Origin of the sequence: Arthrobacter sp. NPDC080082 (assembly GCF_040686595.1) — a bacterium.
Taxonomy (GTDB): Bacteria; Actinomycetota; Actinomycetes; order Actinomycetales; family Micrococcaceae; genus Arthrobacter.
Window position 1 is genome coordinate 37,462 of sequence record NZ_JBFBKQ010000005.1, and the last position, 12,802, is coordinate 50,263.

A 12,802-nucleotide genomic window follows, 5' to 3' on the forward strand; every position below is an offset into this window, starting at 1 on the left:
TCCCCCGGCGCCACCGTCCGGGCGCGACCCCATGGCCTGACCAGTACTGCGGCGGCGCTGCGTCCTGGCGGTGACGGGGGTCACCGCGACCCCTTCGCGGCGTCATGGATGCGGGCCGGCACCGGCCCGCTCGATAGGATTGGGGCCATGATTTCCCACGTGACCGCGGTCAGTTACGGCCCCGCCCTGTCCGACGACGACCTCCGGCAGGTCCGCGGCGCACTGGCCGCCGCCGGGCTGGCCATCACCGACGAGGACACCGCCGGCGACGGCCGCTACACGGTCCACACCGCGGAGTGCACGACCTCGGAACCGCTGACCGACGCCGCACTGGCCGGACTGCGGAAGGCCGTCTCCCCGGCCGTCGGCGCCGGCTTCGGCACCGCCCTGGTGCCGGACGGGCTGCGGAGCGCGCCGCGGAAGCTCCTGCTGATGGACGTCGATTCCACCCTGATCAAGCAGGAAGTGATTGAACTGCTGGCGGCCTACGCGGGCAAGCGGGAGGAGGTCACCGCCGTGACGGAGGCCGCGATGCGCGGCGAGCTGGACTTCGCCCAGAGCCTCCACGCCCGGGTAGCGGTGCTTGCCGGCCTGCCGGCCGCCGTCGTGGACGATGTCCGCGCCGAGGTCAGCCTCAGCGAGGGGGCCGCAGAACTGGTGGCGGCCTTCAAGGCGGCCGGTCATGCCGTGGCGGTGGTGTCCGGCGGCTTCAACCAGATCCTCGGCCCGCTGGCGGCCGGCCTGGGGCTGGACTACTGGATCGCCAACGAGCTCGAAATCGTCGACGGCGCCCTCACCGGCCGCGTCCTCGGGGACGTCATCGACCGGGCGGCGAAGGAAAAATACCTCCGCGAGTGGGCGGCGGCCGAGGGCATCCCGCTGGAGCACACGATCGCCGTCGGCGACGGCGCCAACGACCTGGACATGCTCGGCGCCGCCGGCATCGGGGTGGCGTTCAACGCCAAGCCCGCCGTCCGCGCCGCGGCGGATGCCGCCGTCGACCTGCCCTACCTCGACACGGTCCGGCACATCGCCGGGGTCTGACCGGGCTCTGATTCCGGACACACCGGACACGGCAAAGGCCGGGGCGCCTGCCCCGGCCTTTGCCGTGTCCGCGGGAAATTCCGCGGTGGGAGAATCGGCTAGTTGCTGCCACTCTTCTCGAAGTAGTCGGCGCCGCCGACGTACTCGGTGTGGCCGCTCTCGACGTCGGCTGTGGCCATCTTGGCGACCTCGGCAGCGAATTCGTTGACGGAGTACAGCTTGCCGGCCTCGGCGCGGCGGGCCTCGATGGCGCCGGGGTTGGAGCGGTCCAGCAGGGTGGCGGTGACCGTACCCTCGATCATGTCGCCCGAGACGACCACCAGGGAGATGCCCTTGTCGGCCAGGCTCGGGACCAGCTCGCGCAGCGCGTCCTCGCCGGCGCGCTTGCTGCGGGCCACCGGCTCGTACTCGGGCATGGTGGGAACCGTGTCGATGAAGTGGGCCTGGTGGCTGGTGACAAACACGACGCGGGAACCCTCCGGCATCAGCGGCACGGCGGCGTTGAGCATGTTGACCTGGGCGTCGCGGTTGAGCTTGAGCGCGTAGCCCTCCTCCATGCCGCTTTCCATGCCGCCGGAGGCGTTGAGGACCAGCAGGTCCAGGGAGCCGAAGTTTTCCATGGCGGCGCTGGCCAGGGCCTGGACGCCTTCCTGGGTGGTCAGGTCCGCTCCGACCGCGGCGGCCCGGCCGCCGGCGGCCTCGATCTCCGCGACGACCTTGTTGGCCCGAGGTGCCTTCTGGCGGTAGTTCACGATCACGGCGGCGCCCTCGGCGGCCAGGAATTTCGCCACGTCGGCGCCGATGCCGCGCGACGAACCGGTCACGATCGCGGTCTTGTTCTCCAGCAGTCCCATTCGAGCTCCTTTGTTCCATCCATCCAAATTGCGTGGGGTCTGCTGTCCATCATGCCAGCGACGCCGGGCAAAGCGGTTGTACGGGACCCACAAAGAAGCCGGAGCAGCCTAGTTCCGGCGGTCCGTCCGCGGCGTGCCGGGGACGGGCAGCCGGCAAGGCACGGCGGCCCGCCCCGGGAGACGGGCAGCCGGTTGGACCAATCCGCTGGAAACCTAACCCCGGTCCACCCGGATCTTCTTGCTGGCTTCCGCGGCGGCCGTTGCCGGGGCCGGGGCGCGGACTTCGAGGACCCCGTCCTTGTAGGTGGCGGTAATGTCCTCTTCCTTCGCGCCGGCCGGCAGGGCGACGCTGCGCGAGAACGAGCCGTAGCGGAATTCGGAGCGGTAGCCGTTCTTGCTCTTGTGCTCGGACTTTTCCTCGCGTTCGGCCCGGATGTGCAGCATGCCGTCGCTGACAGAGACGTCCACGTCCTTGTCCGGGTCGATGCCCGGGACCTCCGCGCGGACCACCAGGGTGTTGCCGTCCTGGAACTGCTCGACCTTCATGGACGGCGTCATGGACAAGTCACCGTCGAGGAACCGGCGGACGGGTTCCAGCATGTCCGAGGGAGCCCATTTGCTGAGTTCGGTCACGATCTTTCCTCCTGGGTGCACGCCCCGCCTCGGTGTGGTGGGGGCTGTGCGTCCAGTACATGACGGCGCGGGCTGGGCGGCTAGGGCCAAAAGGCCGACGGCGGCGCCGGTCCCCGCAGGGTCCGGCGCCGCCGTTAAACTCCCGGGACGCGCCCGGCGAAGAAGGCTAGTGGCCCATTCCGAGGCCGCCGTCGACCGGGATCACGGCGCCGGAGATGTAGGCGGCCTCGTCGCTGGCGATCCAGCGGACGACGTTGGCCACCTCGGACGCCTCGGCGAAGCGGCCGGCGGGAACCTTGGTCAGGTAGTCCTTCTGGGTGGCCTCCGGCAGTTCGGCGGTCATGTCCGTGTTGATGAAGCCGGGGGCCACCACGTTGGCGGTGATGCCCCGGGCGCCGAGTTCGCGGGTCAGCGAGCGGGCGATGCCCACGAGGCCGGCCTTGGAAGCGGAGTAGTTGATCTGGCCCGGCGCGCCGTAGAGGCCCGAGACGGAGGAGATCAGCACCACACGGCCCTTGCGGGCCCGGATCATGCCCTTGGAGGCGCGCTTGATGACGCGGAAGGCTCCGGTGAGGTTGGTGTCGATGACGGAGGTGAAGTCGTCCTCGCTCATCCGCATCAGCAGGGTGTCCTTGGTGATGCCGGCGTTGGCCACCAGCACCTCCACCGGACCGTGGGCCGCCTCGACCTCGGCGAAGGCGGCGTCGACGGAGGCCTCATCCGTCACGTCCGCCTTGACGCCCAGGATGCCCTCGGGCAGGGCGGATTCGCTGCGGTAGGTCACGGCTACCTTGTCGCCGTTGGCGAGGAAGGACTCGGCGATGGCCAGTCCGATGCCGCGGTTGCCGCCGGTGATGAGGACGCTGCGTCCCGTGGAGCTTGCTTCGGTCATGGTGGTCTCCGGGATTCTGCGGCTCAGTGGCGCCGCTCGGGGCTGGGTTTCCTGCCTTCGATCTTAGCCAGTGTTCCGGTGCCGGAGCCGTTTGGGCGCTTCCGCCGATGGTGCGAGAATTGACGGTGAGCCTATGGAGCGTGATCTGACAGCTGTGACAAACAAGAACCGGCCCGGCGGCACCACGCCCGGCGAGGACTTCGAGGACACCGAGGTCCACAGCATCACCGACGCCGCCACCGCCCACTCGGAAGAGATGCGTTCGCGGATGGTCAAGTATGCCCTGGCCATGGGCATCCGCATGGTCTGCCTGGTTCTGATCTTTGTGGTTGACGGCTGGTTCAAAATCCTCCCGGTGATCGGGGCCGTGTTCCTGCCCTGGTTTGCGGTGGTGGTCGCCAACGGCAACGACAAGACGGAGGTACACAGCGAGTCACTGATCGACTACGTGCCGCTGGGCCAGCTGGAGGGACCGCCGCCGGCGGAGTCCTTCGGCGACATGCCCGACGACGACGGGCCGGTCACCCTGCTTCAGGGCGAGATCATCGACGACGACGATGACGACGAAGACCACAGACGGGCCGCTTCATGAACCTCCTCGACCTGGCCGGCGGGACCGCCGCGCCGGAAACCGCCATCTGCTCGCGCAAGGCGTGCCGTGCCGGAGCAGAGTGGCGGCTGCTCTGGAACAATCCGAAGATTCACACCCCCGACCGGCGCAAAACCTGGCTGGCGTGCGGGGACCACCGCGAGTGGCTGGAGGACTACCTCCGGACCCGCGGCCTCTGGAAGGAAACCCTCCCCCTCGTGACTGACGAGTCCCCCGCGACCCCGGGCGGGGCCGCCTGAATGTACCGCTTTCTCTTTTCCAGCAAGTGGCTGGGCTATTTGCTGCTGGCCGCCATCTTCGCCACGGCGTGCGTCTTCCTGGGCCGCTGGCAGATGGACCGCCGGGCCGAGACGCTGGCCGAGATCAACCGCGTCGTCTCGAACTACTCGGCCACCCCGCTGCCGTTCACCGAGGTACGCAACGAGTTCGTCCGGCTGGATGCGGAACGCGAATGGACCCAGGTGGAGCTCCACGGCGTCTATGACACCGCCGGCCAGCGGGTGGTGCGCAATCGGCCGCTCAACGGCCAGCCCGGCTACGAGGTGGTGGTCCCGCTGAAGCTCGATTCCGGCGACACCGTGGTGATCGACCGCGGCTGGCTGCCGATCGGCAACAAGACGCCCGGCAGCCCGGACTCGGTGCCGGCGCCGCCCGAAGGCAACGTCACCGTCGTCGCCCGGCTCAAGCCCTCGGAGCCGACCCTGCAGCGCGGCGCCCCGGAGGGGCAGCTGGCCTCCATTGACCTTCCCACGTACGCCGGACAGCTGGGCTACCCGGTGCTGACCGGCGCGTATGGACAGGTGGCCAGCGAGAGTCCCGCTGCCGCGACCATGCCGCTGGGCTTCCCGAAGCCGTCCACGGACGAGGGCACCCACCTGTCCTACTCGCTGCAGTGGTTCGCGTTCGGCGTGCTGATGTTCTTCGCCTTCGGCTATGCGGCCCGGCAGCAGGCGCGCAACGCCGCCATCGACGCCGAAGACGCCGAGGAGGCAGAGGCCCGGGGCGAGGCGGCGTACCACTCCGCCGCGAATGCGCCCCGCCGTCGTCCGGCTCCCCGGAAGCGAAAGAACGCCACGGCCGAGGAAGAGGAAGACGCCATCCTCGACGCCCAGGGCTTCTGAGCAAGGACGGCATGGCTTCCGACGCCGCAGCCACGGCGAGTGCCACCCGTTTGCCACGAAGGGCCGCTAAACCTGACGGTTAGCGGCCCTTCGTGGCAAATCGGGCGAGCCGGGCCGCGAAGGCGACCGGGGCCGGCAGCCTACGCCAGCGTGATCAGGTCCAGGTAGTCCTCGTTCCAGAGGTCCTCGACGCCGTCGGGCAGCATGACGACCCGCTCCGGGTTGAGCGCCTCGACGGCGCCCTCGTCGTGGCTGACCAGGACGACGGCGCCGGTGTAGTTGCGCAGGGCGCCCAGGATTTCGCCGCGGCTGGCGGGGTCCAGGTTGTTGGTGGGCTCGTCGAGGAGAAGCACGTTGGCGCTGGAGGCCACGATGGTGGCCAGCGCCAGGCGGGTCTTCTCACCGCCGGAAAGCACGCCGGCGGGCTTGTCGACGTCGTCCCCGGAGAACAGGAACGAGCCCAGGATGCCGCGGACCTCGGAGTCGTTCATGTCCGGCGCCGCGGAGCGCATGTTTTGCAGCACGGTGCGGTCCACGTCCAGGGTCTCGTGCTCCTGCGCGTAGTAGCCCACCTTGAGGCCGTGGCCTGCGACCACCTTGCCGGTGTCCGGCTTGTCCACGCCGGCGAGCATCCGCAGCAGGGTGGTCTTGCCGGCACCGTTGAGGCCCAGGATGACCACCTTGGAACCGCGGTCGATCGCGAGGTCGACGTCGGTGAAGATCTCCAGCGAGCCGTAGGACTTGCTGAGCCCGTCGGCGGTGAGCGGGGTCTTGCCGCACGGCGAGGGGTCCGGGAAGCGCAGCGCGGCCACCCGGTCGTTCTCGCGGACCGCCTCGAGGCCGCCGAGCAGGCGCTCGGCGCGCTTGGCCATGTTCTGCGCGGCGACGGCCTTGGTAGCCTTGGCGCGCATCTTGTTGGCCTGGTCCATCAGGACCTGGGCCTTCTTTTCGGCGTTGGCGCGTTCGCGCTTGCGGGCGCGCTCGTCGGTCTCGCGCTGGGTCAGGTAGCGCTTCCAGTCCATGTTGTAGATGTCGATCTGCGCGCGGTTGGCGTCGAGCAGGAACACCTTATTCACCGTGGCCTCAAGCAGCTCGGTGTCGTGGCTGATGACGATCAGGCCGCCCTGGTGGTTCTTGAGGAAATCCCGGAGCCAGGCGATCGAGTCGGCGTCGAGGTGGTTGGTCGGTTCGTCGAGGAGCATGGTCTCGGCGTCCGAGTACAGGATGCGGGCCAGCTCCACGCGGCGGCGCTGACCGCCGGAAAGGGTCTTCAGCGGCTGGTTCAGCAGCCGGTCCGGCAGGGCGAGGTTGGAGCAGATCGCGGCGGCCTCGGCCTCGGCGGCGTACCCGCCGGCGGCGAGGAACTCGGACTCCAGCCGGTCGTAGCGGTTCATGGCCTTGCGCTGGACGGCAGGGTCCTCGCTGGCCATTTCCTCGTGCGCGGCGCGGAGCTTGCCGACGGCGATGTCCAGGCCACGGGCGGAGAGGATCCGGTCGCGGGCCAGCTGCTCCATGTCCGGGGTGCGGGGGTCCTGCGGCAGGTAGCCGATCTCGCCGCTGCGGGTCACCTTGCCGGCCGCGGGCAGGCCCTCGCCGGCGAGCACACGGGTGAGCGTGGTCTTACCTGCACCGTTTCGGCCCACGAGGCCGATCTTGTCTCCCTTGTCGATCCGGAAGCTCACCTGGTCCATAAGGAGGCGGGCGCCGGCGCGCAGTTCGAGATCCTGGACGGTAATCAATGCAGCTAAGGCCTTTCACAACAGGGAACGCCGCGGCGCGGCGGTCATGCCTGCAAGGCGCCGGGGCGGTGGGGCCGAGAACACGGTCTGTTCCAGTCTACCGGCAGCACCCCCGCCGGCCCGCATCGGGGCGGTGGGCGGCCGGGCCGGCCACTTTTGGTGGAGTCCCCCAGCGGGTGGCCCCGCCACTAGTGGAGGGGCTACAAAAACGGGCCGTCACCCAGGACGTACCGTCGGAGTCAGGACCCGAATTCCGTGACGAACAGGACACAGCATGGCCAGCACCGAGAACACCTCCGCACCGACCGGCACCCCCGCCGCGCCCTCCGCTTACGCGCAGCCATCCACCGACGACGGCGCTGCCGGAACCGCTGTGGCTCCCGCCGCCCGCCGATGGGACGCCACCGACCTGGCCCTGGTGGCCGTCTTCGCCGCCCTGGTGGCGGGATCCGCCCTGGTCGCGGCCATCCCCGTGGGCGGCCTCGGCGTGCCCATCACCCTGCAGACGCTGGCGGTCATCCTCACCGGACTGGCCCTGGGGCCGGCCCGGGCGTTCGCCGCCGTCGGCCTCTACCTGCTGCTGGGCTTCGCGGGCCTGCCCATCTTCAGCGGCGGCCGCGCCGGCCTGGGCGTGCTGGCCGGCCCCTCCGGCGGCTACATTATCGGCTTCCTGCTGGGCGCCACCGCCGTCGGCGCCCTGACCGCCGTCGTCCTCCGCCGGACCTCGGCGGGAACGGGCGCGGGCCGCCGCGGCACACTGCGCCCGGTGCTGCTGTTCTTCGCCGCCATGGCAGCCAGCATCGTCTTCATCCACGGCCTGGGCATCCTGGGCATGATGGTCAATGCCAAGCTGAGCCTGGCGGCCGCGTTCCTGGCCGACCTGCCGTTCTACCCCGGGGACATCATCAAGAACGTCCTCGCCGTGATTATCGCCCTGGCGCTGCACCGGGCATTCCCGGACCTGCTGCTGCGCCGGGTGCGTCGCGGCACCGCCCGGCCGTGAGCATCATCCTGGACCGTCCCGCGGTCCGGATTGACGTGGACGGCCGGGCCGAACCGAAGACCCTGCTGGACTTGCCCGCGCTGACCCTGGCCGAGCACCGGATCGGGGTCATCGGCGCCAACGGGTCCGGGAAGTCGACCCTGCTGCGGCTGCTCAACGGTCTGGTGCTTCCCACCGCGGGCCGGGTCACCGTGGGTGGCCTAGATACAGGCAAGGAGGTGCGGGCGGTGCGGCGCCGGGTGGGATTCGTCTTCACCGACCCGCTCTCCCAGCTGGTGATGCCTACACCGCGGGAGGACGTGGAACTTTCGCTGCGCCGCCTGGTGCGCAACGGCGTGGAACGGCGTGCCCGGGCCGAGGCCGTGCTGGACCGGTTCGGCCTGCTGGGCATGGCGGACCAGAGCGTTTACGAACTCTCCGGCGGGGAGCGGCAACTCGCGGCTCTGGCCGCCGTGCTGGCCGTGGAGCCGGAGATCCTGGTGCTGGACGAGCCGTCCACGCTGCTGGATCTGCGGAACCGTGAGCTGCTGCGCACCACCCTGGCCGGGCTCGGGCAGCAGGTGGTCCTCTCCACCCACGACCTGGAGATCGCCGCGGACATGGACCGCGTGCTGGTGATCGACGCCGGGACGGTCGTCTTCGACGGTGCGGCGCCGGAGGCAGTGGCCTGCTACCGCGCCCTGTGCGGGATGCCGGCGCGGCCGTGAGGGGCCACGGTTTCCTCCTTGCCGGCTACGTTCCCGGCCGCTCCATGGTGCACCGTGCCCCGTTGTGGGCGAAGTTTCTGCTGGTGCTGCTCTGCGGCGCGGGGTCCTGGCTGGTCTCCGACTGGGCCGTGTCCGCGGCGGCCCTTGCCCTGCTGTCCGCCGTCTTCCTGGCCAGCGGTGCCGGAATCCGGCGGCTGGCGACGGCGGTCCGGCCGGTGCTGCCCATACTGGCGCTGGTGGGCGCGTTCCAGTGGTGGCAGCTGGGCGGCCCCACCGCGGCGCGGATCGTGCTGAACGTGCTGGTCTGCGTGGTGGCGGCCTCGATCGTGACGGCCACGACCCCGGTGCGGGAGCTGCTGGACGGCGCCGCCTCCCTCGCCCGGCCGTTGGAACGGTTCGGCGCGGATCCGGAGCGCTTCGCCCTGACCATCGCCATCATGGTGCGCAGCATCCCCTTCATCGCCGGGGCGTTCGCCGACGTCCGGGACTCCGCCCGGGCCCGCGGCCTGGAGCGCAATCCCCGGGCCCTGGTCCTGCCGGTCTTCATCACCACGGTTGCCTTCGCCCGGCAGACCGGTGAGGCGCTGGCGGCCCGCGGCCTGGGCGACGCCGACGCCGGCTAGGCGAGCCTCCGGTACCGGAACAGCGCCGCGGTGCCCATGCCGCCGGCGATGCTGATCATCGCCAGGGCCACTTGATCGTCTGTGCCGGCGCGCCGCGCCTGGGCGAGCAGCCGGGTCACGAGCACGGCCCCCGAGGCTCCGTAGGCGTGGCCCAGCGCCAGTGCTCCCCCGTCCCGGTTGGCGCGGTCCGCGTCGATGCCCAGCCGGTCCAGGCAGGCCAGGGTCTGGGACGCGAAGGCCTCGTTGAACTCCACCAGGTCCACCGCGTCCGCTGTGGTTCCGGTCCGATCCAGCAGCCGGGCCCCGGCGTCGGCGGCGCCCAGGCCCAGGAGCCGTGGGTCCACCCCCGCTGTATCCGTGCCGAGCACCAGCAGCCCGTCGCGGGCGCCCACCTCACGGGCGTGGGCCAGGGAGGTGACCACGACGGCGGACGCGGCGTCCGCGTCGAAGCAGGAGTTCCCGGCCGTGACCGTGCCGCCGCGGACGAAGGCGGCAGGGAAACGGGCGAGGATGGCCGGCGTCAGGGAGGCGCGCGGGCCGTCGTCGTGGGTCACCGTGCCGGTCCCGCCGTGCGGCACTAGGTCCACGGGGACGGTTTCGGCGTCGAAGGCACCCGCCGCGGCGGCGGTCAGGGCCCGGCGGTGGCTGCGGAGCGCGAACTCGTCCTGCCGTTCCCGGCCGATGCCGCAGGCCTCCGCCACGTTCTCGGCGGCGGCGCCCATGTCAGGGTCGCCGAACCGCTCCGGCGCGAACCGGGCGCGGCCGTAAAACGCGGGTTCGCCGTCCGGGCCGCGGCGGGCGCGCAGCGGCGCGGTGCTGATGCTCTCCACGCCGCCGGCCAGGTATAGCTCAGTCCCGTCCCCGCCGGCGACCATGCGGGAGGCCAGCACGATCGCGTCCAGGCCGGAGCCGCACTGGCGGTCGACGGTGAGGCCGGGCACGGTGACGGGAAGGCCAGCCTCGAGGGCGGCGAGCCGGGCGACGTTCCCGCCGCCGCCCACGGCGTTGCCGATCACGACGTCGCTGACCTGCCGGGCGGGGACGCCGGCGTCGGCCAGCAGCCGGCCCAGGACCGGGGCGAGAAGCTGTTGCGCCTCCAGCCGGCCGAACGCGCCGTGGGCACGGCGTACCGGGGTGCGGAGCGCCCCGATGATCACCGGCTGCCGCTCCGGGGGCAGCGCCGGGTGCGGCTCAGCCAAGACGCCGGGCCCGCGGGTCGCCGTCGGCAATCCAGGACAGCAGCAGCGCCCGGCTGGGCTTGCCACGGTCCGTGAGCGGCAGCTCGGTCAGGAGGTAGTAGTCCAGGGGGCGTTTGCTCCGCGGCAGCAGTGACTCCAGCCCGGTGCGCAGCTGCGTGGCGGACAGGCCGCCGTGGGCCGGAACGACGCCCGCCACCAGCCGCTGCCCGCGGACCTCGTCGGTTTGTCCGGCCGCGACGGCGGCGGCGACACCGGGAACTGAGGCGAGGGCCAGTTCCACCTCGTGCGGGTAGACGTTGGTGCCGGCGGTGTTGATCATCTCGGACCGGCGTCCCAGCAGGTGCAGCGCACCGTCCTGGAGGTAGCCCTGGTCGCCGACGGTGTACCAGCCGTTCACGGTCCGGAGGGCGGCGCCGTCGTCGCCCCAGAGGTAGCCGTCGCTGACCATGCCGCTGCGTACGCAGACGTCGCCGGGGGTTCCGTCCGGGACCGGGTTCCCGTCCTCGTCCAGGATGCGAAGTTCCACGCCGGGAAAGGGCGTGCCGATCAGGGTCCCGGCGGGCGTGGCCGTCGCGGAGCCGCCCGGGCAGAGGCCGCCGCCGGCCACGAAGCTCAGTTCGGCCGCGCCGTAGTACTCGAAGATGGTGGCGTTGGGGGCCCAGCGCCGGGCGGCCTCGAGGGTGCGGGCGTCCAGCTTCGAGCCGGCGCAGATGATGCTGCGCAGCCCGGAGGCATCAACGCCGCCGGCCAGGCCGCGTTCGCTGAGCAGCCGCAGCATGGTGGGGACCAAGACCAGCCGGGTGATCCCGTCGTGGCTGATGGCGGCGTGGGCGTCGCCGACGTCGAAGCCGGTCAGGGTGTGGAACTCGGTGCCGGCGTAGAGGCACTCGGCCAGCGCGTAAAGGTTCAGGCTGGCCGCCATGGTCCCGGGAGCGAGCGTCCGGTCGCCGGGCCGGAGGCCGAACAACTCGATCGAGGACTCGAACGAGACCTGCCAGGACCGGCGGGCCCGGGTGAAGGCCTTGGGCAGGGACGTGGTGCCGGAGGTCAGCCCGATCAGGAACGGGGTTTGGGGCGGCCCGTCGACCAGGTCGCCGGAATGGACGGAATCGGCGGGCAGGCCGCGGGCGTACTCCCCGATCCGCTCCGTGATGGCGGCGCGCAACGCCGCCGGCCAGGTGGCATCCAGGACGGCGCAGCGGCGGGACCCCGCGACGGCGGCGGCAAACGCGGCGACGAATCCCGTGGAGTTGGCTTCGGCCAGCACGGACACCGGCGGCGCCGACGCGACCAGGCCGGCGGCCCCGTCCCGCAGCTGCGCCCAGGTCAGCCGAGCGCCGCCGACGACAACGGCGGTGTCGTCGGGGCGGCTGTCGGCCCAGCGCTGGAGTCGGTCGAGAAAAGGCATCGGGGCAATTTTACCGGGACGGCACCCCCACGCGGGCGGGAGCGGCTACTGTGACTTGCATGAGCTTCAATGACAACGTCCAGCTTGACCCGTCCCAGGTGCAGGACCGCCGCGGCGGCGGCTCCGGCCTCAAGATCGGCGGCGGGATCGGCGGCGGCGTCGTCCTGCTGCTGGCCCTGCTCTTCGGCATCAATCCGAACGTCCTCGGCGGCCTGACCTCCGGCACCCAGGACCAGACGCAGAGCCAGGGCACCGCGCCGGCCTGCACCACCGGCGCGGACGCCAATAGGCGGCTCGACTGCCGGATCAACGGCACGGTCAACAGCCTCAACGCCTTCTGGCCGGAGTACCTGGCCCAGTACGGCAAGCAGTATCCGCGGCCCAAGACCGTGATCTTCAGCAACGCGACCAGCACCGGCTGCGGCAACGCCACGTCCGACGTTGGCCCGTTCTACTGCCCGGTGGACCGCACCGCCTACTTCGACCCTGGCTTCTTCCAGGAGCTCGTGGACCGGTTCGGGTCCTCCGGCGGTCCCCTGGCGCAGGAGTATGTGGTCGCGCACGAGTTCGGCCACCACATCCAGAACCTGCTGGGAACCATCGACAGGGCGCAGCAGGACCCGCAGGGCCCCGAGTCCGGCGGCGTCCGCGTGGAGCTGCAGGCCGACTGCTATGCCGGTCTCTGGGTCAAGCACGCCACCACAGCCAAGGATCCCGCATCCGGCCAGCCGTTCCTTGCGGCCGTCACGGACAAGGACCTGCAGGACGCGCTGTCCGCGGCCTCCGCCGTGGGCGATGACCGGATCCAGAAGGCCGCCACCGGCCGGGTGTCCCCGGAGAGCTGGACCCACGGCTCCAGCGCCCAGCGGCAGAAGTGGTTCTACCAGGGCTACACCACCGGCGACATCAACCAGTGCGACACCTTCAAGGTCGCCGCCCCCTAGGCTGTTGCGCTCACTCGAGCGCTGA

General features: G+C 71.1%; 14 protein-coding genes. 8 read left to right on the top strand and 6 right to left on the bottom strand.

What is annotated here, in order from left to right:
* Positions 1 to 147 precede the first annotated feature (147 nt).
* Positions 148 to 1,044 (top strand): phosphoserine phosphatase SerB, encoded by an 897-nt coding sequence (serB, locus tag AB0O44_RS11250; protein WP_364137389.1) that lies wholly within the window; start codon positions 148 to 150, stop codon positions 1,042 to 1,044.
* A 98-nt stretch (positions 1,045 to 1,142) separates the two neighbouring features.
* On the opposite strand, the gene AB0O44_RS11255 is transcribed toward serB, so the two are convergent.
* The 3 genes from AB0O44_RS11255 to AB0O44_RS11265 form a co-directional block, all read right to left on the bottom strand.
* Positions 1,143 to 1,898: an SDR family oxidoreductase gene (locus AB0O44_RS11255; protein ID WP_290258896.1), complete on the bottom strand. Its 756-nt coding sequence runs from the start codon at positions 1,896 to 1,898 to the stop codon at positions 1,143 to 1,145.
* A gap of 213 nt (positions 1,899 to 2,111) precedes the next feature.
* The gene (locus tag AB0O44_RS11260; protein ID WP_290258897.1) at positions 2,112 to 2,531 is read right to left on the bottom strand and encodes an Hsp20/alpha crystallin family protein; all 420 of its coding nucleotides are present in this window, start codon (positions 2,529 to 2,531) and stop codon (positions 2,112 to 2,114) included.
* Between the two features lie 166 nt (positions 2,532 to 2,697).
* Complete coding sequence (locus tag AB0O44_RS11265) at positions 2,698 to 3,423, bottom strand: beta-ketoacyl-ACP reductase (RefSeq protein ID WP_290258898.1); 726 nt, start codon at positions 3,421 to 3,423, stop codon at positions 2,698 to 2,700.
* A gap of 133 nt (positions 3,424 to 3,556) precedes the next feature.
* Here AB0O44_RS11265 and AB0O44_RS11270 point away from each other — a divergent pair, with 133 nt between their 5' ends.
* From AB0O44_RS11270 to AB0O44_RS11280, 3 genes are read left to right on the top strand one after another with little or no spacing between them, the layout of a single operon-like run.
* Complete coding sequence (locus AB0O44_RS11270) at positions 3,557 to 4,015, top strand: DUF3099 domain-containing protein (RefSeq protein WP_364137392.1); 459 nt, start codon at positions 3,557 to 3,559, stop codon at positions 4,013 to 4,015.
* Positions 4,012 to 4,272 (top strand): hypothetical protein, encoded by a 261-nt coding sequence (locus AB0O44_RS11275; RefSeq protein ID WP_290258900.1) that lies wholly within the window; start codon positions 4,012 to 4,014, stop codon positions 4,270 to 4,272. Before AB0O44_RS11270 ends, AB0O44_RS11275 begins: the two co-directional genes overlap by 4 nt.
* Positions 4,273 to 5,154: an SURF1 family protein gene (locus tag AB0O44_RS11280; RefSeq protein WP_364137394.1), complete on the top strand. Its 882-nt coding sequence runs from the start codon at positions 4,273 to 4,275 to the stop codon at positions 5,152 to 5,154.
* Between the two features lie 140 nt (positions 5,155 to 5,294).
* Here the strand turns inward: AB0O44_RS11280 and AB0O44_RS11285 are convergent, their stop codons facing one another.
* The gene (locus tag AB0O44_RS11285) at positions 5,295 to 6,893 is read right to left on the bottom strand and encodes an ABC-F family ATP-binding cassette domain-containing protein (protein ID WP_290258902.1); all 1,599 of its coding nucleotides are present in this window, start codon (positions 6,891 to 6,893) and stop codon (positions 5,295 to 5,297) included.
* A gap of 274 nt (positions 6,894 to 7,167) precedes the next feature.
* Between AB0O44_RS11285 and AB0O44_RS11290 the strand changes: the two genes are divergently transcribed.
* The 3 genes from AB0O44_RS11290 to AB0O44_RS11300 are packed head-to-tail and all read left to right on the top strand — an operon-like array spanning position 7,168 to position 9,226.
* Positions 7,168 to 7,896 carry a biotin transporter BioY gene (locus AB0O44_RS11290; protein ID WP_364137396.1) on the top strand — a complete coding sequence of 243 codons (729 nt, stop codon included), beginning with the start codon at positions 7,168 to 7,170 and terminating at the stop codon, positions 7,894 to 7,896.
* Complete coding sequence (locus AB0O44_RS11295; RefSeq protein ID WP_364137398.1) at positions 7,893 to 8,603, top strand: ABC transporter ATP-binding protein; 711 nt, start codon at positions 7,893 to 7,895, stop codon at positions 8,601 to 8,603. Before AB0O44_RS11290 ends, AB0O44_RS11295 begins: the two co-directional genes overlap by 4 nt.
* Positions 8,600 to 9,226 (top strand): energy-coupling factor transporter transmembrane protein EcfT, encoded by a 627-nt coding sequence (locus AB0O44_RS11300; protein WP_364137400.1) that lies wholly within the window; start codon positions 8,600 to 8,602, stop codon positions 9,224 to 9,226. Before AB0O44_RS11295 ends, AB0O44_RS11300 begins: the two co-directional genes overlap by 4 nt.
* Here AB0O44_RS11300 and AB0O44_RS11305 read toward each other — a convergent pair.
* Both AB0O44_RS11305 and AB0O44_RS11310 read right to left on the bottom strand, forming a co-directional pair.
* On the bottom strand, positions 9,223 to 10,425 hold the full coding sequence (locus tag AB0O44_RS11305; RefSeq protein WP_364137402.1) for a thiolase family protein: 1,203 nt from the start codon (positions 10,423 to 10,425) through the stop codon (positions 9,223 to 9,225). The two genes, AB0O44_RS11300 and AB0O44_RS11305, sit on opposite strands and share 4 nt — an antisense overlap.
* On the bottom strand, positions 10,418 to 11,833 hold the full coding sequence (locus tag AB0O44_RS11310; RefSeq protein WP_364137404.1) for an AMP-binding protein: 1,416 nt from the start codon (positions 11,831 to 11,833) through the stop codon (positions 10,418 to 10,420). Before AB0O44_RS11310 ends, AB0O44_RS11305 begins: the two co-directional genes overlap by 8 nt.
* 59 nt (positions 11,834 to 11,892) lie before the next feature.
* Between AB0O44_RS11310 and AB0O44_RS11315 the strand changes: the two genes are divergently transcribed.
* Positions 11,893 to 12,777 carry a neutral zinc metallopeptidase gene (locus AB0O44_RS11315; protein WP_364137406.1) on the top strand — a complete coding sequence of 295 codons (885 nt, stop codon included), beginning with the start codon at positions 11,893 to 11,895 and terminating at the stop codon, positions 12,775 to 12,777.
* The last annotated feature ends 25 nt before the right edge of the window (positions 12,778 to 12,802 follow it).

Excerpts from the sequence above, each read along its gene's own strand:
- serB (WP_364137389.1), top strand. The coding sequence starts at position 148 with ATGATTTCCCACGTGACCGCGGTCAGTTACGGCCCCGCCCTGTCCGAC.
- AB0O44_RS11255 (WP_290258896.1), bottom strand. The coding sequence starts at position 1,898 with ATGGGACTGCTGGAGAACAAGACCGCGATCGTGACCGGTTCGTCGCGC.
- AB0O44_RS11265 (WP_290258898.1), bottom strand. The coding sequence starts at position 3,423 with ATGACCGAAGCAAGCTCCACGGGACGCAGCGTCCTCATCACCGGCGGC.
- AB0O44_RS11270 (WP_364137392.1), top strand. The coding sequence starts at position 3,557 with ATGGAGCGTGATCTGACAGCTGTGACAAACAAGAACCGGCCCGGCGGC.
- AB0O44_RS11275 (WP_290258900.1), top strand. The coding sequence starts at position 4,012 with ATGAACCTCCTCGACCTGGCCGGCGGGACCGCCGCGCCGGAAACCGCC.
- AB0O44_RS11280 (WP_364137394.1), top strand. The coding sequence starts at position 4,273 with ATGTACCGCTTTCTCTTTTCCAGCAAGTGGCTGGGCTATTTGCTGCTG.
- AB0O44_RS11290 (WP_364137396.1), top strand. The coding sequence starts at position 7,168 with ATGGCCAGCACCGAGAACACCTCCGCACCGACCGGCACCCCCGCCGCG.
- AB0O44_RS11310 (WP_364137404.1), bottom strand. The coding sequence starts at position 11,833 with ATGCCTTTTCTCGACCGACTCCAGCGCTGGGCCGACAGCCGCCCCGAC.
- AB0O44_RS11315 (WP_364137406.1), top strand. The coding sequence starts at position 11,893 with ATGAGCTTCAATGACAACGTCCAGCTTGACCCGTCCCAGGTGCAGGAC.